Raw genomic sequence first — 20,842 nt, 5'->3', positions numbered from 1 at the left:
CTTAGCCGAATTGTCGCGAAGCCCTCATTGGGTACCTAGACCTACCTCGCCGACATCGCTGAACTTCAAGCGCTACATCATGTTCCTGATAAAGGGCATTCGTTCACTCGATGAGTGAGCGGGAAAGTTCAGCCAATCCGCCAGCGTCCAACCGAGCTGAAAGTGCATCTCTTTGCAGCAATGTCTCACTCAAATGAGGATGGAACTTTTCAAACAGCAGATTAGGCGAATGCACAAAAAGATCCGCAGCCTTGCCAGTGGCCAATTCTGCAAGGGTATCGACTAGCGGAGGTGTTTCGTCTTTCCCGAAAACCTCCAGGAAACCATCATGTACTTGGACTGTAAATCCGGCTGCGCGCAGGGCCAAAGCAAGCGTTGTGGTTCGAATCGAACCCGTTCTCGTGGCGAGGATAGCGGCATTTTCGCCCAGCTGCGCGATACGACCATGATCGAACCGCAATTGGGCATAGTGACTTCGGGCTTGCTCAAGCAATTCCAGCGCGGTTGGATCCATGTAGATCGGGCGATTTTGGTTCTCGAGGATGTCGAACATGCGTTCGATCACCCGGTCATGGATATTGCCCGGATCGCCTCCGAAGAGCGGCGGAACACCCGCCTTTGCAGGTGAGACCATGATGATGCGATCGCGGTCATGGACTTCGAGCACCAGCCATCGCCGCCCCGAGAATATGAGCAGCATTCCTGGAACAATCAGATTGTCGATCGGCAGGGTGCCCAGTTCCTTGCCTCCGGATATCAGCCGGTACTCCTCGGGCGTCTGGAAGACGGCATAGAAGCTGTAATGCTCGACCAGTTTTTCGCCCATCGCGCCAAGCAGCAGCAATCCGTCATCGGCCTGCTCGATGAGCGCCGTCTCCGGGTGTCCCAGCGCCCGAAGCACATCGAGAAAGAGCTGAGTATCGACTTGCCGAAACGGCCCCTTCTGGCACAGCATCCCATATAGCTGCTGAGCGCGAACGCCGCCACGCTGCGCAATCACGGACAGGATCTGATGGACGAGCGTCGAGAGGTGCAGCGCGCCGCGTTGCGGTGGTTCGCACCAGCCCTCGAGCAGCAGTTCGATCATCGCGGTCGCCCGCACCAAGCCCAGTCGCAATCGGTCGGAGAAATTGCTCGCCGGGGCGAGCTTCGCCTCGACGACATACTGCCTGAGAATGGCTGGCTTGCCCGGACGCCGTCCTGACCGGCCCAGCCTTTGCCGGAGCGAGGCCACGCTGAAGGGGGCTCCGATCTGCCCGACACAGGTCACGTCGCCAATGTCGATGCCGAGTTCAAGCGTCGAGGTGCAGATCGCCGTGGTCGGTGCGCTGCCGTCCTTCAGGCGCCGTTCGACGAAATCCCGATGCTCCCGAGAAAGGCTCGCGTGATGGGGATAGAATTCCTGCGGCAGATGCTCCTTCTCGCACAGCGTTCGTAATCGATCCGAATAGATTTCGACCGCCTGGCGCGCGCCGGCGAACACCAGGTTGTCGCTGCCACGAAGGTGCCCGAAGAGATGGAGGGCGATGGCGTCGGTTGCCGATGGCCCCTCATCATCCTTGTCACCGGTCACATAGCCGCGCAGCTGGAGCTGCAACTCAGCCCCCCCGCCCGCGGCGACCACGTCATTCACCTCCTCGGGGCTGTCTGGGCGCAGATAGGCCTTTGCCAGCCCCATGTCGCCAAGCGTGGCCGAGAGACCGACGCGGCGAATTGGGCGGTTCAGCGCCTGCTCAAGGCGTGCAAGCAGTGACCTCATCTGAATCCCGCGCTCGCTGTCGAGCACTGAATGCAATTCGTCGAGGATAACAGCCCGGGTCGCACCGAACAGCCGCGGTATCTCCAGCCCTCGGCGGATGAACAGGGCTTCGAGCGATTCCGGCGTGATCAGCAGAACGCCCCGGGGCCGCTTTATGGCGCGGGTCTTGGTCGAAGACGGCACGTCGCCATGCCAGGGGATGACCGGCAGTTCAGTTTCCCGGCAGATGTCATCGAGCCGGCGGGCCTGATCGGTAATGAGCGCTTTCAGCGGCGCGACGTAGAGAATGTCGAAACCGGATAGTTCGGACGGATCGTCGAGAACCTGGGACAGCAACGGTAGAAATGCTGCCTCGGTCTTTCCTCCCGCAGTGCTGGCGGCAACGATCAGGTCGGCGTCGCCGTCCATGAGCACATGCGTCGCACGCGCCTGGATATCGCGCAGTTCACGCCAGCCCTGCGCGCGGATCCATTTCTGGATCGGCCGGGCGAGCTTGTCGAAGGCAGCGCTCACAGACGGAAGCTGGCGAGCTCATCCGTGTGCGGAGCTGCGCCTATCGTCTCGTCGACATCGCTCATGTCGTCACCGTCATCCTGAGCGACGTCGAGCTTGTCGATAAGGTCCGACCATTCGACTCCAGGATTCTGCTCGAGAACCGCCAGGAGGTTCACGAAGGCCGTGACCGTGTTGCGCGGGGTTCGAAAATAGGCTTCGCCGATCCTGTCGGAACAGTGGGCCATGAAGGCTTCGAGCGCATCGTCCGGCAGCGCGGCGCCGCCACCCTGCATGACGGCACGGATATTGGCCAGGAGCACGAACAGATCTTCGGGCGTGAGGCTCGCCAACCGGATGACCGGCCCTGATAGATCCACAAGGCCCTCACGGGCGAAGCTGTTCTCGGCGAGGCGCGATTGCAGCGCTTCGTAGCTGTAGAGGCCCCGGCGCGTATTCATCAGGAATTCTGGCGTGCCTCCCATCAGGAAGCCCAGATTTTCCGCGCTGCCCTGCAGGACATCGTTGAGAATACGCAAGATCTGCTCATAGTTCGCGTTGCGGGCCTGCGACGAGGTCAATTTGTAAAGGTTGACCATCTCATCGAGGCCGACAAGCAAGCCCTTGTAGCCAGCTTCGCACACGAACGCCGACATCAGCTTCAGATGATCGTAGACGCTCGCATCATCGACGATCGTGCGGACTCCGAGCGCCTTACGAGCATCGGTCCTGGTGGCGAACTCCCCGCGTAGCCAGCGGATCGCCGCCGACTTGAGCTCCTCGTCGCCCGTTTCATGGCCCTCCCAATAGCGGCGGATGACCTGCGCGAAGTCGAACCCCCCGGTCAGTTCCTCGAAATGGGCAAGGCGCTGGCGAATGATCTCGACCGTTGGCCGATCGTTCGCCTCGGCATCATGCTGGGCTTGGCTGACGAAACGCTCCACGACATTGGCAAGCGCGCCGCCGTCGGGCTTGGTCCTTGTGGCGAGGTTTCGCGCCATTTCGGCATAGAGCCCACGCGCCTGGCCGCCGGTCGCATGAATTCTCCGGTCGGGAGCGAGGTCGGCGAACATCACCACCAGACCCTTCTCAAGCGCGACAAGGCGGATGAGATTCATGAAAAAGGTCTTGCCCGACCCATATTCGCCGATGATGAACCGGATCGCGGAACCGCCATCGGCGATCCGGTCCATGTCCTTGACGAGTTCCTCGATTTCCCGGGCGCGGCCGACCTGAATATGACGCAGCCCGAGCTTCGGCACGACGCCTGCGCGCAATGCCTGGACGATCGCGTCCCGCTCGCGCGGCTTCAATTTCGACATCAACTATCCCCCTTCGCCATCTCGGCCCGCAATGCATCTGCGATGTCCTGCGACACATCATAGCCATCATATTCGTCGAGCAGGGCTTCATCGAATTTTTCGAAGGCCCATTCGTTTATCGCTTCCAGAGCGCCGGATGGCAGCAGGCCCTGTTTTCCGGCAATGTCCGCGAATTCTTCCTCCGCCCAATGTTCGCGCTGGACGAGCAGATCGACAAGAGCGGCGTGCCTGGGGTCGAGCCCGGCCAAGGACGACGGCAGCTTGTGCGCGTGGGCTGCCTCGTCGTTCGTGTCATCGTCCGCCGCGAATATTTCACCCAGCACGCTTGAGACGCGCTCGGTGTCGGTACGGATCGCCGCGATGCGTGCTGCATCGAGCGCGGTGCCCCGCGCTTTCGGCTCGGCCGGAATTCGCTCGCCCGGAGCCTCTGCTTCGGCGGCCCTGACCCTCACAGGTCCATCGGGAACGTCTCCAGCATGAAGGTCTGCGTATACCAGGCCCGCATCGATCCCCAACGCCTTGTAGATCTTCTCGATGCAGGCGACCTCCTCGGACTGGATCACGCTGTCGGCATGGGCGATCACCACAACCGCAGCGCGCAGCGCGAGATGATGCTCTGCATCCACCTCCTTCAGCCTGCTGCGCAGCCATGACATGTCGGGCGGAACCTCCAGATACCATTTCAGATTGGCATGGAGGCGCATTCTCTCAAGCTCGGCAAGGCCCCCGGTCGCATCGACTTTATCGCGCAGGGCGCGGCGTTCCGCCTCGACGATCTTGCTGTCCGAATGCGCGACAAAGGTCGCCAGCGCCAGTTCGAACAATGCCGCCTTGTAGGCCGGCGAAACGACTTCCAACTGCTCGACCGTTTCGCCCAGGTCAAAAATGACGACAGGTTCGTCGATCCTGGGAGCGCGCAGCGAGAATCTCGGATCGGGCGCCATGCCAAAGCCGATGCGCGCGAGCGCATCGGCCGCACCGGTCAGCTGGCGCTTGCCGATCTTGTCGGGAGAACAGCCCTCGAGGCGGGTGACGAGTTCGAGGGCCGGAATAAGCCCGCCTCGCTCGACATGTTCGCGCGCCCATTCCCTCAGGGTCTCCAGCTCGGCCGAAGGGAACAGTCCCCACAATTCGGCGGGGAGAAGAGCCTGTGCCTCGATCGACCCTCTGCCCTCCGCATTGCGCCCGAGGTAGCGGCTGAACTTGTCGAGCGCGTCCATTGCCTCATCCGCGATCTTTTGCGCCTTCTCGACCGGCGAACGCAGATCGGTCACGTCGGGGACAGCGATATCCTTGCCTTCTCCGGCCGTGAGATTAACCGAGCAACTGAATTCGCTCGAAGCCGCGCGATAGTTCACTGCCAGTTTCTTGCGCGGCGTTCGGACCTTGAGGCCATCGGGATGGAGGGCGTCGAACTTCAGTTTGAAAAGTGCCTTAAACTCTTCGCGGCAGCGATCAGCCGGCGTGCGAAGGCGGCGCTCCGGATGACAGAGCAGCCACAGATGCAGCCACTCCGCATCGAAGGCCTTGCCCTCGGCAATCATCCCGCCGAGGGCAAATTTCAATGAAAAGGGTAGATCCCAGCTGCGATTGTCGAGGATGCTTTGCTTGAGTGCGGGATCATTGAGCGATAGCCCGCCCATCGCCACGATGCGGGCGATATCCAGAAATTCTCCGAGATATCTCTGTACCGAATAATTCTGCGCAAAGAGGGCCTTGAGACGCTCCACCTCGGCCACGATTTCCCGTTTCTCGTCTTCTGGCGGCTGATCGATCAGGAACCGGCGCTCCAGACCGTAGAAGAACAGGAACATGTAGCCCGGGTTTACAGTGCCATCGCGGCGGCCTCCCTCCAGCCAATCGAGATAGGTGGCTCGGCACACGGCCGGAATGCTCGAATATCCCGGCCAATAGGACATGCCATCGCCATTCTTGTCCGAACCGTATGACGCGACCGAGAGGGATGGATCGATATAGGTGCGGCATTTCTCGCCATAACCATGCGAATTGAAATTGGGCGGCGTTCCCACATAGACCATGCCGTCGATCTCGCGTCCGGCGATGGTCATGACCTGGCCTTTGGGCAACCAGCCCTGAATCTTGGCGGAAGCGGTCGCGGCACTACCGGCCGAACGCCGTTCAGCGGGCTTGGCGACAACCGGCGGCGAAGGAGCGCGGGCCTCGCCCCCGAAAAGCTTCTGACGCAGCTCATCGATGCGTGATGGACGGGCAGGCGTCGGATCTGGTCCTTCGTTCGCAACCGGGATCTCGGTAGAGGGTGCGCCTTGCTGCTGCGCGCGTCCTTCCTTCTCCGCGGCGCGCCTTAGCGATGCGGCTTCGAGCGCCTCGCGGGCGGCCCTGCCGACACGAACGAGCTCGGCATTATCCTGCGTCGACAGGTATGGCTGCGGGGATGCGGGCGCGTCGGAATGATGAGACTCCTCTTGAACCGCTGATGATCGCGCAACGATCGCCTGGACATGGTCCGTGTTCTTTGGATCAAATATCGAAGAATCGTCCCCAAAGAGCCGTTCCCTGAGCTCTCGTGTTCTCGACGGCGTCGGACGATCGGGCACTTTCGAGGGGATCGCCGTCTGGCTTGTGGTAGGGGCGCTCGCTTCGGGCCTGTCAGAGCGTGAAGGCATCGACTCCTCCGGGGCCTCTTCCGACATCACAGAATGTGAGGCAGGTACGAGAACTTGATATTCAGGGAGTGGGTCGCTCCCGAAGCTTTGTGCTTCCCGTTCGTCAAGCGCCAGCCGACGCCGGCGAGCGGGATGACTGCTTGCAGGACTGGTCCTTGGGGCAATCTTCGCCGCGCGACGCTTTTCGTACCAGATTATGAGTACAACCGGTGCGACTAGGATAAAGAGGGCTTCGATCGCGTCAGGAAGGCTGTCCAATAGGGACGCCGATATTATCGCGCTGACAATAAAAAAGACGACATAAAGTCCGATGATACGGATTATTTTCAAGATGGCCCCCATTTAGAAGACCTGCCATTTTGTGGCTGCGAGGTCACGCTGATTCTTGGCCTCCGGGCGTAGGGCATTGCGCCGCACTGGCGTTGCCGATCCCGCGTATTCAAGGGCAATTATTAAGCTAACCCGACTGTTTCGCGCTTGGACGAGCCCTCGACTGGTCTTTGTCCTGTCTAGCCATGTCAGCCGGCAAACCGAGCCAGACGATGGTTTACCTCATTCGCAGGAAGGCGGCAGCGCGGATGCTCGAAAAGCTGGGTCAGACCGCCATGCAACCGGTTGAACTGAACATGATTGCCATCGGCCATCTGGTCAAAGAGCCACAGAACCCCATGCATGGCGATCTGTTCGGCAGTGGCTAGTTCGCGCAGGATTCCATCGCCGGTCAACAGCGTCCATGTCCGCGACTCCGCAAGTGCGAAGGCAAAGGTGTCGGGCACTGAGAGCTTCTGATGCTGGCGATTGACGCCGGTCGCGCGTCGCAGTTCGGAGACCGTGAGTTCCTCCACACGCAGCCCGAGCGCCATCAGCCTGTCGCCGAGTTCTCCCTCCAGTTCGCGAACGTAGAGGAGATCGGGCACCGCGAACTCGAAGGGCAGCAGGAACATCTCATCGAGAAGGTCAGCCCGCTCGAGGTCGATGATGACCGAAGTGTCGGAAACCAAGACCGTCACGGATCAGGCTGCCACCTGATCCAGTCGACGGTCGAGCTCACGCACGGAGATGCCGAGTAGCTCGGCGGCCCGCGATTCTCCGATCACGCCTTCAGCCAGAGCGCGATAGCATAGCCGCTCGAAGCGACGCGGCTCTTCCAGTTCCGGCTTCATGCTCTCCGGTTCCTCGAAGGGTGCCGTGCGCCAGCCCCGTTCCGCAAAAACCTTGAAAAGGCGGGCACATGCGGCCTGATTAATGATGCCCAGATCTTTGCAGCGATAGGCCAGGGCCTGGATGCTGACTCCGAACAGCTTCTTAAGCGCAACCAGCTCGCCGATGCTGATCGAGGAGCGGTGGGCGCCGACTTCGGCGCGCAGCACATCTGCTGGCATCAGGAATGCGCCGGCGAAGCGATGCGCGGCCTTTTCCTCATCCACGCCCCCGGAGGGAGCGATGACCATATGGCCAAGTTCATGCGCCAGATTGAAGCGCTTGCGCTCCGACCAGGAGCTTTGCTTGATAACGATGACACGCGCCGCATCGCTGCCCTTGCGCCGCACCTTGGCAGCAAGCCCATCCACGTCATCGAGATCGAGCGACAGTACTTTGATACCGCGCTCTTCCAGCAACTCGGCCAGATGCGGAATAGGGTCGTTGCCGAGCCCCCAGTCGTCCCGAACGGAACGGGCCGCATCCTCGGCATCGCGGATATCGGCCACCGGATGCGGCGCACTGCGCGGCTGCTCCCATTCGACACTACGCATCTGGAGCATGTCCTCGACCGCGAGATAGCGTTCGAGCATGTGGATTGCGCGCGCCTCGAGCATGGCTTCCTCGCGGGAGGACGTGCCCACCTTCTTGCGAAAGTCCACGCCTTCCAGCGATAGCTCATCCTCGCTCAGCAGATATTCCTCGGAAACCGCCAACGCCCTGGCAAGCGCGATCAGGACGCGAGAACTCGGCATGTCCTCGTTGCGCTCATATTTGCCGATGGCCTGGGCAGAAACTACGCCATCCATCGCATCGGCCAGCGCACGCAGCGACAGGCCGGACGCCGACCTCGCGACCTTGAGCTTGTTTCCGATCATGATGGTCTCCTTCATCGCCCCCACAGGCTGGTTTCCATAGCTGCGATATAAGATGTATTTTGTAAACTGAAACCTCTTGAAATGCGGTAAACTGATCCTAAATTTCGCTCAACGCCACGATTTCCTCGTTTCTTGTAAACCGATGGCGCGAGGGAGCCGGCCTCTGTCCGGCTTGCGATGCCGAGCCGGAAAGGGGTGGGCAATGGGTTTGAGTAACACGCAACTGCGATATTATGATAGCAACGTCCTGCGCTTGCCGGCGGACAAGCGGAAGGAATATCACGCGCAGGTAGACCGGCTGATCACCGAGCTGTGCAAGAGCGTCCGCGACAAGACTGAAATCAAGATCACCAAGGTGGTGAAGGCGGGCTCCTTCGCCAAGTTCACTATCCTGCGCCGGACGGCGTCGGACCCGGTGGACGTTGATGTGGTGTTCTACATCTCGGACCGCGACGCGACCAAAGAAACCCTCGATAGCCTCAGCGCCACGATCTACGATCTGCTGGTCAAGATCTATCCGAACAAATCGGTCGAGGACTTCGAGATTCAGCGCAAGGCCGCCACGGTGAAGTTCGTGGGGTCGGGACTCAGCGTGGATATCGTGCCTGTGATCGAGGATGCCAGCCGGCCGGGATATGGCTGGCAATATGACATCCACGATGGTTCGAAGATCCAGACCTGCGCGCCCTGCCAGATCCAGTTCGTGCGTGACCGCAAGAACCAGGACGGGGATTTCCGCACGCTCGTGCGCATGGGGAAGAAGTGGCGCAACTATGCCGAACTCAAGCCGCTCAAGTCGTTCACCATCGAACTGATCATGGCGCACGTTCTCGCGACCCAGGGCAAGGCAGGCAGCATCGAACAGCGCTTTCGCAACTTCCTCCTCTATATCGCCCAATCGGGTCTGAAGGAGGAAATCCGCTTCCCGGAAAACACCGCCCCCTTCGGATCGTTCTCCGATCCCGTTGTGATCCTCGATCCGGTTTACAGTCTCAACAATGTCGCCAGCCGGATTTCCGAGGCGGAACGCAAGGAAATCGTCACCGCGGCGCAGGAGGCCTGGGAGACGGCAAACTTCGCATCCGTGGAAGACGACAATGGGGTCTGGAAGGAACTCTTCGGCCCCGGCTTCAAGGTGGAGGACTGATCATGAGCCAGACGCGAACGGCATCCGCCACCTATACGACGACCGACGTCGAGAATGTCGTGCGCCGGGTAAAGGCCGATCTTGCCATGATCGCCGACAGCACCGGTGCCTGGACGGCGCAGCAGGCCGCCGACTATGCCCATGACATCGAGGTTCTGGCCAAGGCGGGCTATCTCGCCTGGGTCGATCTCACCCTGCTCCAATATGGGGTCGAGAAGAAGGCCGTCCGGTTCGATGTCGATACCGATGCCGGCGGCCTGATCACAAGCCGCCCGGGCGGTGTGCTCTGGCCCCGCCTATCGGGGGCGACGCTGCGGATTATCATCAGCTATACCGCCGCTTATACCGAGGAAGCGCGCCAGAAGACGAGCGGCAAGCTCAAGATCGGATGGACAACGTCCTATGACGATACAAGCCATTCGAGCCTGAGTTCTTCGGGCGGGCGCAATTATGTCAGCAATGCCTATGGCATGCAGCGCAAGGATTGGGCAGCATGAGCCAGCCGAGCATCTTCGATAGCGAAATCGCGCTGCCCAGCGATGTCCTGGCCGGGCGGGAAAAGCGGCTGTTGGGGTTCGATGCCCGCTATACCCGCGTCCACGACCAGCTTCGCCTGCTGCTCAATGTCGGCGCCCTGGGTGACTGGAATCGTCAGAAGCATGGCGGCAAGCTCGCCCTGTGCGATCTCGTCGCCGAGCAATATCCGCTGGTGATCTTTCATGGCGACGTCGGCACCGGCAAGACGGCGACAGCGGAATGTATCGCAAACCGGCTTGTCGCGGAGGCCAGGAGCTCCGACTCCATGCTGTTCAAGCTGTCGAACCGGGTGCGCGGCAGCGGCATGGTAGGCGAGATGGGAAGCCTCATCACCGAAGCCTTCCAGAAGGTCGTCCAGGCTGCCGGCAAGAGCCGCCGCGCCATCCTCATCATCGATGAAGGGGACAGCCTGGGCGCATCGCGTTCACAGGACCACAGCCATCATGAAGACAAGGTCGCGGTCAACACGCTGATCCAGGGCGTCGATGACCTGCGCCAATATGGCGGGCGTATCGTCGTCATCCTGTGCACCAACCGCCTGTCGGTTCTCGACGCGGCGCTCAGGCGCCGTGCGGCGATCGTCGAAGAGTTCTGCCGGCCATCGGACGCGGAACGCGGCGAACTCTTCCGGATGGATCTGGCGGGCCTCGATGCGAGTACGACGCAGATCGGTCAATTGGTTCAGGCCACGGCGGCGCGCGAGGGACGCCCGCCATGGACCTATTCCGATATCCGCACGCGGCTCTATCCAACGGCGCTCGCCCAGGCCTATCCTGATCGCGCCTTGCGGTTCGAGGATCTGCTCTCGGTTGCGACCACGCTTCAGGCCTCGCCCGTCATGGAGGACAAGTGATGGCGCGATCACCGCTGTTCGGACGCCGCATCCACATCTCCGGCAGCACCACCAAGGATATCGCCGTCGCGCCGACGGCCGACGTGGAAGCCGCCCGCACATTCCTTGCCGGTCTGGTCAGGGAACTGGTCAGGCGCGGCGCCAATTTCGTCATCCCGGTCGATGCCGAACCTGTCCGCGAAGCCGACGGCATGCCGATCTGTTTCGACTGGCTGATCTGGAAGGCCGTGAAGGACAGTCTGGCGCAAAGACCGCCCAATGTGCCAGGCCCCTTCGTGGTCGCCGTCCAGCATCACAAGACCGAGGAGCAGATCCCCGAGGAGCACACCGGGCTCTGGGACGAACTGCGCTCGTCCCAGCTCGTGAAGATCGAGAGTGCCGCCCAATGGAATATGAACAGCAAGCGGATGGAGGCGCAGGCGCGCTTTGGCGATGTGCTCGTCGTCCTGGGCGGAGATGAAGGCGTTCTTTATCTGGCCAACCTCTATCACGATGCCGGCAAGCCGATCGTGCCGCTCAATCTGCCGCTCTGCGCAGAGACGAAGGGCGCACGGCGGCTTTATAATTTCGGGCTGGCGAGCAGCCATACCCGCCGCCTGTTCCAGATCGCGGATGATGGCGATGCCCATGACTGGATCAACCGGATCGGCTTTCCGAGCCGGCAGGCTATCCCGGATCGCATCTCCGCGCTGGTCGATCTTCTCGAGGCGTTGGAGCGGCCAAAAGCCTTCGCGGTTCGCCTGCTCAATCCCGATCTCGAGGACTATGATGACGTCCAGACCTTTTTCGATATGGTGGTCAAGCCGGTGATCGAGGACGAACTGGGTTACCGTCTGGTCGTGATCGATGGGCGGCAAACCTATGAGCATGCGCGTATCGATCAGGAAATATTCGCCAAGCTGCATCGCAGCAGCATTGTTCTGGCCGATATCACCGGTGCCCGGCCCAACTGCTTCCTCGAACTGGGCTATGCCCTTGGACGCTGCCTGCCGACCATGGTCATGGTGCGCGAGGGGGCCAGCCTGCCATTCGACATCACGACATTTTCCGGCCTACACTGGAAAACGAGCGGCAGTGCCGAGGATCGCAAACGCGCATTTCGCGAACATTGGAACGCGATCCGCAATCGCCCCTCTCTTGTGCCAACGGAGCCGCTGATCTCATGAGCGAAAAGCGCGAGATATTCGTTTCCGTCGATGTCGAGACGGCGGGGCCTATCCCGGGCGAATACAGTCTGCTGTCCATTGGGGCCTGCTTGGCCTTCGCGCCGGAAGAGGCCTTTTCCTGTCAGCTCAAACCCATCGGTAACAGGTTCGATCCCAAGGCTCTCGAAGTAACCGGACTGTCCCTGGCGACGCTGGCGCAAACTGGCGAGGAACCTCGTCTCGCCATGGAGAAATTTGCGCGATGGCTGGCTGATCTGGGCGGCAATGATGCGACCATCATATTCGTCGGGTTCAACGCTCCCTTCGACTGGTCATTCATCAATTACTATTTCCATTGCTTCCTTGGGGAGAACCCATTCGGCTTCACCGCGCTCGACATCAAGGCGCTGTATATGGGAGCGACCGGCTGTTCCTGGGCGGACACCCGGTCGAGCCGGATCGCGCAAAAGCTCGCGCCGACCCTTACTGGCACACACGATGCCCTGGCCGATGCTCGCTATCAGGCAGAGATATTCCGGCTAATCCGGGCAAAACTTGTGCCTCAAGGGGAATGATATCCCAAGCTTAAATTATCCGATGCAACGGAGGCTTGAGTGCTGCTTCTTAGTTACGAGGTTGCACGACAATGTTGCCTGCTTCAGCGCCAAGTGCAGAGCGCGCCTTAACTGAACGAAGGGCGGCTTCATCGATCCAGCGTCGAATTCCGGTCAGTCCCCCATTGTCCGCCAAAGCCGACGTTGCACCGGTGTATCGCTATCGCCATTCCTCAACTCGAAGAGGCAATCTTTCTCTCTGTCGTTGTCCAGTTCCACCCCTCGGCGGCCAGTGCATCCCCGATCCAGGGAACCACGACACCAACGCCTCCGCTGCAATACCAATCCATATAGTCGCCATCCTCCCGCAGCCAGGCGATCAGATCCCTCGCCTCGCGAAACGAATAGCTGACGATATCGCCATCGGGAGAAGCGCTCGGTGCAGAGACTGCTGGCTTTCGTCGCAGGCCTGCCCGTCCGGCATTCGGGGGAGTGGTCGCGCGACGATCTGTACGAATGACCCGCGTCGCCCTGGACAGCAACATCCTTGCTTATCTCGCCGGCGTTAGCCGAAGCGCGGAGGACGAACCAAAAATCGTGCGGGTCCGTGAACTGATCGGGCGTCTCGGGAATAACGCCAGTTTGATCGCCCCGACGCAGACGCTCGGAGAACTCTTTGTCGTCCTGCGGCGTGGCGGAGCAAGCGCACAGGAGGCGCGCGCGATCCTGCTGGAGTTTTCCGAAGCGTTCGGGACGTCGGCTTCGGAGACAAGGACTGCACTGGCGGCAGCCGATCTCGTTATCGACCACAAGCTATAATTCTCGGATGCGCTCATTGTCACGGCCGCCGCCGAGGCAGGTTGTACGTTGCTCCTGTTCAAGGACATGCAGGATGGTTTCGGGACGCGAGGACTGACAATCGTCGATCCGCTGCGCGAGGACACACACCTGAAATTCGCCGCACTATTGGCCGCGTCCGAATGATCGGTCAGCCCTAGCTGGTTAAGTTTGGCAGCTTTGCGGTCATATTCCGCATAGCCAGCCCACTTGATGCCGCAGCCGCTTTATAGGTGCTAACATGGCCCATTTAGGTGGCCCATTTAGGGGATTGGAGGGTAACACAGGGTAATTCACCAAAGGCAATTCAAGGGCTTGCTTCCCCTGCATTACCCTGTATTACCCCGGTCGCCCGGTTCGATTCCCGTAGGTAATGGGCAAAGGGTTCTCGATCTATCCCGAGGCCTTTTTCTTGGTAAGCGATTTGGATCGAAGCCCGGGCTTCAGCGAAACGATATTGTCTTTCGGATTGAGAATCCGCGCCACCAACGCTGCCAGCTTTCTAAGGGCGGCCGTCTTTTCAGCCAGATACTCATACTGATCGTAGACACCTTCCACGCCAGGTATAACATGCCCCATCACCCGCTCGGAGACGTGCGGGGAGACGCCAGATCGGATCATCAGTGTTTTTCCAGTGCGTCGCAAATCGTGCAACACCCAATGCGGGATCGGATGGCCAGCGATCTCCTCCATCTTGGCATCGAGCGCCGCCTTGTCCTTGGTGAAGCCATTGATCGGCCCTTTCAAGCGTCCTTGGAAGATAAAGGGAGCGCTTGCACTAGTAGGCTGCTTGCGAACGATCTGCATAACCATAGGAGGCAGCCTGATATACTCGGCGTTGCCCTTCTCACGATCTTCGGTCGGAATCGCCCACAAACCATCAGACGTGAGGAAGTCCCGATGCATAAGTCTCAATTTCTCACGCCGCTGGAGCGTCAGGAGCAATGACTGACAGAAAGCGCCGAAAGTGCCTTGGGTCTCGCACGCTCGCCAGAAAATTCGGATTTCCTCGTCGCTGAGGATACGTTTGCGCTTCCGCTCGGATGACTTGGTGCGTTTCATCCCCCGCACGATCGGGGATACGAAATCATCATCACGCGCGGCGTGCCAATTGAACATCGCGCTAAGCTGAGCGAGCACCGCGTCTGATTGTGTTGCACCGCTGGCATCCTGGATCGTATCGAGCAGTTTAGTCACATCACGCCGGGCGATGGATGCGATCAAACGGTCGCGCCACCGCTCATTGCCGTCGAGATCGGCGAAGATGTAGTGGTCAAATATCCGTTGGATTTCGCTGGCGGACCGCAGCGGCGCGAGTGGCTTGCCGCGACCGTCTTTCTGCCCCTCTTTCATAACATGGCGCTTAAAATACTCGGCGAAAACCGACGCGATGGTGTCTGATTCAACTTCAGGTTCAGCCTCAGCCTCAGCCTCAGGTTTGCCGGGATCCCTACCCTCGGCGATTATCGCCTTCCATTCGCGCGCCTTCTGGCGAGCGGCGTCTAGTGTGAGTCTACAGACGCCCTTAGCGACGACATACACGCGGTCCTTCGCGTCAGCCGGGCAATAATCTCCGAGAACACGCCGGCTAGCGTGCAGCGTTGTGCCATCACCTCCTGGAAATCGCGCCATGAGAAGAAACGACACCCGGCGCTTCGGATTGACGCGAACGATCAACCCAGCCTCGATTTCGTCCATCCACTCATCGCGAGACCCAGGCTCAGCAGCTTTCAGCCCTCGGAGCCACGGATCAGAGAATTTTTTTGTAGCCATAGCAGCCTCAAGTGTGCAGCAAACTGTGCAGCAAATCGGAAGTAATGCCCCATTTCAGCTTGCTCAGGATATTGCCGGGAAAAGGTAGGAAAATAAAGGGAAATCATAGACTTCATAGGTGACACGATGTGCCCCAAGGTTACTCCATGTTCCACCGCGAGACGCCGAATCCAATTTCTCTTAATCAGCGGGTCCTAGGTTCGAGCCCTAGTGCGTCCACCAAATTCCCTCTATATTTCTGTGTGTTAAATGGCCCTTGGGCCAACCGGATTTCCGCTCGCAGATCGCTAGGTAGCTCTCTAGGTAGCAGCGGATCCAGCGACGGTTGATCAAGGCATTGCGATGAAAAGCTGGATCCATCGTGTGCTCGAGCCTGTCTTGCTCGATCAACACCTGGGGTTCAGTGACCCGGATTGAGAATCGCGGCGTTTTTCCGCAGTGCTTCGACAACTGTATCGGTCACTGCCCGCACTCTCGGCATGTGGCGCATGTCGACATGCACACCTATCCAGATGTCTCGAACAAGGTCAGGTCTTTCGGGGTGCAGGCGAACTAGCCCGCCCTCCCCATCGGCACGATAGCGGGCGAGCGCCGCAACCCCGGCGCCTGCAAGAGTCGCGTGAACCTGCACTTCGCGGCTGTTGGAGCGAAAACCGATAAGCGCATTGGGAAAGGCATCCCGCAGCCATTTGGCCTCCGGCAAGTGCACCTGATCGTCGAGCACCGTTACGAGGCGGGCTTGCCCCTCCGCGATGCGCCGGGCCATATCCGGAGATGCGTACAGTCCCATGGCGAGCGCGCCGACGCGTCGGGCTGCCACCTCGTTCCCCTCGAAGCGTGACATGCGCAGAGCGATATCCGCCTCCCGCTTGGACAGGCTGAGCGAACGCGTGTCGGGAACCAGCTCAACAATGATGCCAGGGTGTTTCGCTTGCAGGTCGGCGAGCGCCGGAGTGACGATCCGCGCGGCCAGCGTATCGACCGTGGTCAGCCTGACCAGGCCTTCCAGCGCGATGTCCTTCCCGGTGATGGTGCGCTCTGCGGCGAGAACCTCTGCCTCGACCCGTTCTGCGTTACCAAGAATAGTCTCACCGAGCGGGGTCAGGGCGTAGCCGCCGGGCAGCCGCTGCAGCAGACGCGCGCCCGTGCGCTCTTCCATCGCCGTGAGCCGGCGCCCCGTCGTCGGCTGGGTTACGCCAAGCGAGCGCGCGGCAGCGGAGAGCGTACCGTGCCGGGCGATCGCGAGGAATGTGCGGAGATCGTCCCAATCCATGCACTTCCATACGAAAACGCATGGCCACTAGTCAAACTTTGCGAATGCCATGCACTCGTGCAACCGTGTACCTCAGGGTCAACGACACACAGGACGATTGACCATGACTCAAACAGCTTCGACTTCGCAGGCGATTGCCCTGCTCCGCGTGACCAGCGGCGCCCTCCTCCTCACCCACGGGCTGATCAAGCTCCTGGTGTTCACGCCCGCCGGAACGGCTGGTTTCTTCGAAAGCATCGGCTTTCCCGGCATTCTGGCTTATCCGGTCATGGCCGGCGAGATCGGGCTTGGTCTCGCATTGATCCTGGGCTTCATGACGCGCTGGGCGGCACTGGCAGCGCTGCCGATCATGATCGGGGCGATCGTGCCGCACGCAGGCAACGGCTTCACCTTCTCCAATACCGGTGGTGGTTGGGAGTTTCCGGTGTTCTGGACCATCGTGCTGGCGGCGCAGGCCATCATGGGCGACGGCGCCAATGCCATCGGCAACCCGCTGAAGCAGAAGGCGTAAGCGAAATGCTCCGCCCGCTGTTTCTTTCGCACGGTGCGCCGACGCTGCCCTTTGAGGATGTGGCCGCCCGCCACTTCCTCAAGGGCCTGGCGACGGCAATGCCGCGGCCGCGCGCAATCCTGGCGGTATCCGCCCACTGGGAAACGCGCGTCCCCACCGTCAACGCGGTCGAACGTAACCGGACGATCCACGACTTCGCGGGCTTTCCGGACGCGCTGTACCGGCTGACCTATCCCGCCCCGGGTGACCCGCAGCTTGCCGACCGGATCGTCGATCTTCTCGCCGAGGCCGGACTTCCCTCGGCGACGGATTCGGCAAGGGGGCTCGACCATGGGGCCTGGGTGCCGCTGATGCTTGCCTGGCCGGAGGCCGACATCCCGGTGGTTCAGCTATCGGTGCAAAGCCAGCTTGGTCCGGGGCATCACCTAGAGGTCGGCCGCGCGATCGCACCGCTCGCAAACGAAGGCGTGCTGATCATCGCCAGCGGCAGCTTCACGCACGACCTTTCGAGCTGGCGCGGCCAGGCAGGCATGGCAGAGCCCGAATGGGTTAGCACCTTCGCCGCCTGGTTCGATGCGGCGCTCAAGGAGGGACGCACCTGCGATCTCCTCGCCTATCGCCGCCTCGCCCCGCATGCGCAGCGCAACCATCCGACCGAGGAGCATCTCCTGCCGCTGTTCGTTGCCCTAGGTGCGGCGGGGGCGAGCGCCCCCGTGGAGCGCCTGCACACCAGCAACACCTACGGCGTCCTGCGCATGGATGCCTACGCCTTCGGCGCCTCAACTATGCCGATCAATCCAGAAGGAAATCAGTCATGAGCAAGGTTCTCGTCCTCTATTATTCGACTTACGGCCATATCGAGACGATGGCGCAGGCCATCGCGGAAGGTGCGCGCGAAGCGGGCGCCACGGTCGATATCAAGCGCGTACCCGAAACCGTACCTGAGGAGGTGGCTCGCGCCAGCCACTTCAAGCTCGAGCAGGCTGCCCCGGTCGCGACCGTGGGCGACCTCGAGAACTACGATGCCATTGTCATCGGCACTGGCACGCGGTTTGGGCGGATTTCTTCACAGATGGCGGCATTTCTGGATCAGGCCGGCGGGCTGTGGGCGCGCGGCGCGCTCAATGGCAAGGTCGGCGCCGCGTTCACCTCGACCGCCACCCAGCATGGTGGTCAGGAAACCACCCTGTTTTCGCTCATCACCAACATGCTGCACTTTGGAATGACCATCGTCGGGCTCGACTACGGGTTTGCGGGTCAGTCAGGCCATGACAAGGTCCGCGGTGGTGCGCCCTACGGCGCCACGACCATTGCCGGCGGCGATGGCAGCCGCCAGCCCGACGAGGATGAACTCGCCGGTGCCCGCTATCTCGGCGCGCGCGTCACCCGGACGGCGGGCAAGCTGTTCGGCTGATTTAGAACGCAGGGCGCTATCACGCGATTGCGCCCTGCAGCTGGCGCGCGGAGGGGGCACAAAGGATGCCGCGTTGGCGTTGATCTAAGCACTCGGACAAATCGTAGCTCAGAACGTAGCCGGCGACATGTTCAGGCGGCTTCCCTTTGCGCTACTGGCGGCTCGGTGCGTTGCGCTGTGCGGGCGTTCCGAGAAAAGCCTCGCTTGGGTCGCCGGCAATCGCGCGTTGCTTTTGCGCGGCCTCGGCCCACCATGTCAGCTGGTTTATCCCGCGTGCCAAATAATCGGCCCACGCCTGAGGGTCGGCATCGACTTTGTACCCTCCGCCCTCATCGAAGATTTCTTGCGCCTTGGGGACGTGAATCATGGCCGAAACTGGCAGGCAGCCAAGCTCGGACAGGAACGATCGCATTCCAATTGCGGCCCGCGTTCCGCCCCACTGGCCGGCTGAATAGGTGACGATGAGGCTGGGCTTCCAAGCAAACAGCGAGGAGCCGAAGTGATTGAGTAGGTTGGCGAGCGCGGGGCTCATCGAATGATTGTATTCAGGGCTGACCATCACGAAGGCATCGGCCGCGCTGATCTTTTGCGCCAGCTCATCCAGGTGCGCCGGAGCTTGGCCGGCCGCGTACGCAAAGTGGGGCTTGAAGGGGGTGCCGAGCGGCCAGTCGAGCGGGTCGATGAGTTCAGACAGGCCGCAGTGGGCAACGCGCCCATGCAGCGCTTTGGCCACGCGTTCCCCCAACCGGGCTGGCCGCGGCGGGGTGCTCTCGCGAACCGAACCGAGGATAGTAAGGAAACTGATTGCCATTCTTTAGCTGCCTCGGTTGCAGAAACGACAGGCGCGCCGGACTGAGCGGCGCGGCACCTCTCTTTCCTGTCGGTTTGATAATCAAGCCATGCCGAGCGCCTTGGCAACACCTGCGCCATAGGCAGGATCGCAATGGATGCAGTTGGCGATATGGCGCTGCTTGATGAAAGCGGGCGCATCGCCCATTGCGCGGGCGGTATTATCGAACAGCACCTGCTGCTGGGCGGGCGTCATCAGCTGGAACAGTGCGCGTGGCTGGCTGAAATAATCGTCGTCATCCTCGCGGTAGTTCCAGAAATCGGCGTCTCCCGTGATCTTGAGCGCCGGCTCGCGATATTGGGGCTGCTCCTGCCACTGGCCAAAGCTGTTGGGTTCGTAGTGCAAGGTGCCGCCGTAGTTGGCATCGACCCTGCCCTGGCCGTCGCGGTGGTTGCTGAACACCGGGCAGCGCGCGGCGTTGACCGGGATCTGCTGGTAGTTGACCCCAAGCCGGTAACGCTGGGCATCGGCATAGTTAAACAGCCGGGCCTGCAGCATCTTGTCGGGCGAGACCGAGATGCCGGGCACCAGGTTAGATGGCGCGAAGGCAGATTGCTCCACATCCAGGAAGAAGTTCTCCGGGTTGCGGTTCAGCTCGAACTCGCCGACCTCGATCAGCGGGTAATCCGCCTTCGGCCAGATCTTGGTGAGGTCGAAGGGGTGGTATGGCACCTTTTCGGCATCGGCTTCCGGCATGATCTGCACGGCCATCTTCCACTTCGGGAAGTTGCCGCCCTCGATGGCGTCGTAGAGATCGCGCTGGTGGCTTTCGCGGTCCTGGCCGACCAGTTCGCCCGCCTCGGCGTCGGTCAGGTTCTCGATGCCCTGCTGGGTGATGAAGTGGAACTTCACCCAGAAACGCTCGTTTGCGGCATTGATCAGGCTGTAGGTGTGGCTGCCGAAACCATGCATGTGGCGATAGCTCTTCGGGATGCCGCGATCGGACATGACGATGGTCACCTGGTGCAGCGCTTCGGGCAGCAATGTCCAGAAATCCCAGTTGTAAGTGGCGCTGCGCAGGTTGGTGCGGGGATCGCGCTTCACTGCCTTGTTGAGGTCGGGGAACTTGCGCGGATCGCGCAGGAAGAAAACGGGCGTATTGTTGCCCACCATGTCCCAGTTGCCCTCCTCGGTGTAGAATTTGAGGGCGAAGCCGCGAATGTCGCGCTCGGCATCGGCAGCCCCGCGCTCGCCGGCGACAGTGGTGAAGCGGGCGAACATCTCGGTCTTCTTGCCGACCTGCGAGAGGAACTTCGCGCGGGTATAGCGGGAAATGTCGTTGGTGACGGTGAATGTGCCGAATGCGCCTCAACCCTTGGCGTGCATGCGCCGTTCGGGAATGACCTCGCGTACGAAATTCGCCAGCTTCTCATTCAGCCAGACATCCTGCGCCAGCAAAGGCCCGCGTGGCCCGGCAGTCAGGCTGTTCTGGTTGTCAGGCACCGGCGCCCCGAAATCGGTCGTCAAATGCGTGACCGGGCACTTGCCCTGGCTGTTGTCATGCTCGCTCATGATGGTCCTCTCCCGCGTTCTCGCTGAGAATGGCTTGTCTCATGCTTTGGCGGGAGAGAACAGCGATCAGAGACAGTCTGCCAAAATCGTCATTGCGCTGAAACACGATCCGATTAGGATTGTGTCTGCGACCCGAAGCC

At 60.9% G+C, this 20,842-nt stretch carries 17 protein-coding genes and 1 pseudogene; 9 read left to right on the top strand and 9 right to left on the bottom strand.

Annotated features, from left to right (window positions below; genetic code table 11):
* Positions 1–103: 103 nt before the first annotated feature.
* The 5 genes from LDB26_RS07620 to LDB26_RS07600 all read right to left on the bottom strand — a co-directional run bounded on the left by LDB26_RS07620 (position 104) and on the right by LDB26_RS07600 (position 8,296).
* A complete protein-coding gene (locus tag LDB26_RS07620) occupies positions 104–2,272 on the bottom strand; it encodes a DEAD/DEAH box helicase (protein ID WP_142634118.1) in 2,169 nt (722 codons plus the stop codon).
* A complete protein-coding gene (locus LDB26_RS07615) occupies positions 2,269–3,573 on the bottom strand; it encodes an ATP-binding protein (RefSeq protein WP_142634120.1) in 1,305 nt (434 codons plus the stop codon). Before LDB26_RS07615 ends, LDB26_RS07620 begins: the two co-directional genes overlap by 4 nt.
* Complete coding sequence (locus LDB26_RS07610) at positions 3,573–6,218, bottom strand: TerB N-terminal domain-containing protein (protein ID WP_257541491.1); 2,646 nt, start codon at positions 6,216–6,218, stop codon at positions 3,573–3,575. The genes LDB26_RS07615 and LDB26_RS07610 overlap by 1 nt, the downstream gene beginning before the upstream one ends.
* A gap of 518 nt (positions 6,219–6,736) precedes the next feature.
* Positions 6,737–7,228, bottom strand: a complete 492-nt coding sequence (locus LDB26_RS07605) for a hypothetical protein (RefSeq protein ID WP_142634122.1) — start codon at positions 7,226–7,228, stop codon at positions 6,737–6,739.
* A gap of 3 nt (positions 7,229–7,231) precedes the next feature.
* A complete protein-coding gene (locus LDB26_RS07600) occupies positions 7,232–8,296 on the bottom strand; it encodes an ImmA/IrrE family metallo-endopeptidase (protein ID WP_142634124.1) in 1,065 nt (354 codons plus the stop codon).
* A gap of 202 nt (positions 8,297–8,498) precedes the next feature.
* Between LDB26_RS07600 and LDB26_RS07595 the strand changes: the two genes are divergently transcribed.
* The 6 genes from LDB26_RS07595 to LDB26_RS07570 all read left to right on the top strand — a co-directional run bounded on the left by LDB26_RS07595 (position 8,499) and on the right by LDB26_RS07570 (position 13,351).
* Complete coding sequence (locus LDB26_RS07595) at positions 8,499–9,443, top strand: CBASS oligonucleotide cyclase (protein WP_257541489.1); 945 nt, start codon at positions 8,499–8,501, stop codon at positions 9,441–9,443.
* Positions 9,444–9,445: 2 nt separating this feature from the next.
* Entirely contained in the window at positions 9,446–9,940 is a 495-nt protein-coding gene (locus LDB26_RS07590) for a hypothetical protein (RefSeq protein ID WP_185928742.1), read from the top strand.
* A complete protein-coding gene (locus tag LDB26_RS07585) occupies positions 9,937–10,833 on the top strand; it encodes an ATP-binding protein (protein ID WP_142634128.1) in 897 nt (298 codons plus the stop codon). Before LDB26_RS07590 ends, LDB26_RS07585 begins: the two co-directional genes overlap by 4 nt.
* Positions 10,833–11,999 (top strand): hypothetical protein, encoded by a 1,167-nt coding sequence (locus LDB26_RS07580; protein WP_142634130.1) that lies wholly within the window; start codon positions 10,833–10,835, stop codon positions 11,997–11,999. The genes LDB26_RS07585 and LDB26_RS07580 overlap by 1 nt, the downstream gene beginning before the upstream one ends.
* Positions 11,996–12,553 (top strand): 3'-5' exonuclease, encoded by a 558-nt coding sequence (locus tag LDB26_RS07575; protein ID WP_142634132.1) that lies wholly within the window; start codon positions 11,996–11,998, stop codon positions 12,551–12,553. Before LDB26_RS07580 ends, LDB26_RS07575 begins: the two co-directional genes overlap by 4 nt.
* A 495-nt stretch (positions 12,554–13,048) precedes the next feature.
* A complete protein-coding gene (locus tag LDB26_RS07570; protein ID WP_142634134.1) occupies positions 13,049–13,351 on the top strand; it encodes a PIN domain-containing protein in 303 nt (100 codons plus the stop codon).
* A 411-nt stretch (positions 13,352–13,762) separates the two neighbouring features.
* Here the strand turns inward: LDB26_RS07570 and LDB26_RS07565 are convergent, their stop codons facing one another.
* On the bottom strand, positions 13,763–15,142 hold the full coding sequence (locus LDB26_RS07565) for an integrase family protein (protein WP_226949049.1): 1,380 nt from the start codon (positions 15,140–15,142) through the stop codon (positions 13,763–13,765).
* 400 nt (positions 15,143–15,542) lie between these two features.
* Positions 15,543–16,415: a LysR family transcriptional regulator gene (locus LDB26_RS07560; RefSeq protein WP_257541487.1), complete on the bottom strand. Its 873-nt coding sequence runs from the start codon at positions 16,413–16,415 to the stop codon at positions 15,543–15,545.
* A gap of 49 nt (positions 16,416–16,464) precedes the next feature.
* On the opposite strand from LDB26_RS07560, the gene LDB26_RS07555 reads away from it, so the two are divergent.
* From LDB26_RS07555 to wrbA, 3 genes are read left to right on the top strand one after another with little or no spacing between them, the layout of a single operon-like run.
* Positions 16,465–16,926, top strand: coding sequence for a DoxX family protein (locus LDB26_RS07555; RefSeq protein WP_306812058.1), 462 nt, complete (start codon positions 16,465–16,467; stop codon positions 16,924–16,926).
* Positions 16,927–16,931: 5 nt separating this feature from the next.
* Positions 16,932–17,744, top strand: coding sequence for a class III extradiol ring-cleavage dioxygenase (locus LDB26_RS07550; RefSeq protein ID WP_257541485.1), 813 nt, complete (start codon positions 16,932–16,934; stop codon positions 17,742–17,744).
* Positions 17,741–18,340 (top strand): NAD(P)H:quinone oxidoreductase, encoded by a 600-nt coding sequence (wrbA, locus tag LDB26_RS07545; RefSeq protein ID WP_257541483.1) that lies wholly within the window; start codon positions 17,741–17,743, stop codon positions 18,338–18,340. Before LDB26_RS07550 ends, wrbA begins: the two co-directional genes overlap by 4 nt.
* A gap of 151 nt (positions 18,341–18,491) precedes the next feature.
* On the opposite strand, the gene LDB26_RS07540 is transcribed toward wrbA, so the two are convergent.
* Positions 18,492–19,151 carry an NADPH-dependent FMN reductase gene (locus LDB26_RS07540; RefSeq protein WP_257541481.1) on the bottom strand — a complete coding sequence of 220 codons (660 nt, stop codon included), beginning with the start codon at positions 19,149–19,151 and terminating at the stop codon, positions 18,492–18,494.
* Between the two features lie 81 nt (positions 19,152–19,232).
* Positions 19,233–20,702, bottom strand: a pseudogene (locus LDB26_RS07535) (catalase).
* Between the last annotated feature and the right edge of the window lie 140 nt (positions 20,703–20,842).

Source organism: Sphingobium sp. CFD-1, from assembly GCF_024611115.1.
GTDB lineage: Bacteria > Pseudomonadota > Alphaproteobacteria > Sphingomonadales > Sphingomonadaceae > Sphingobium > Sphingobium baderi_A.
Note: the sequence above shows the minus strand (reverse complement) of the source record. Positions and strands in the feature narration are given on the sequence as shown.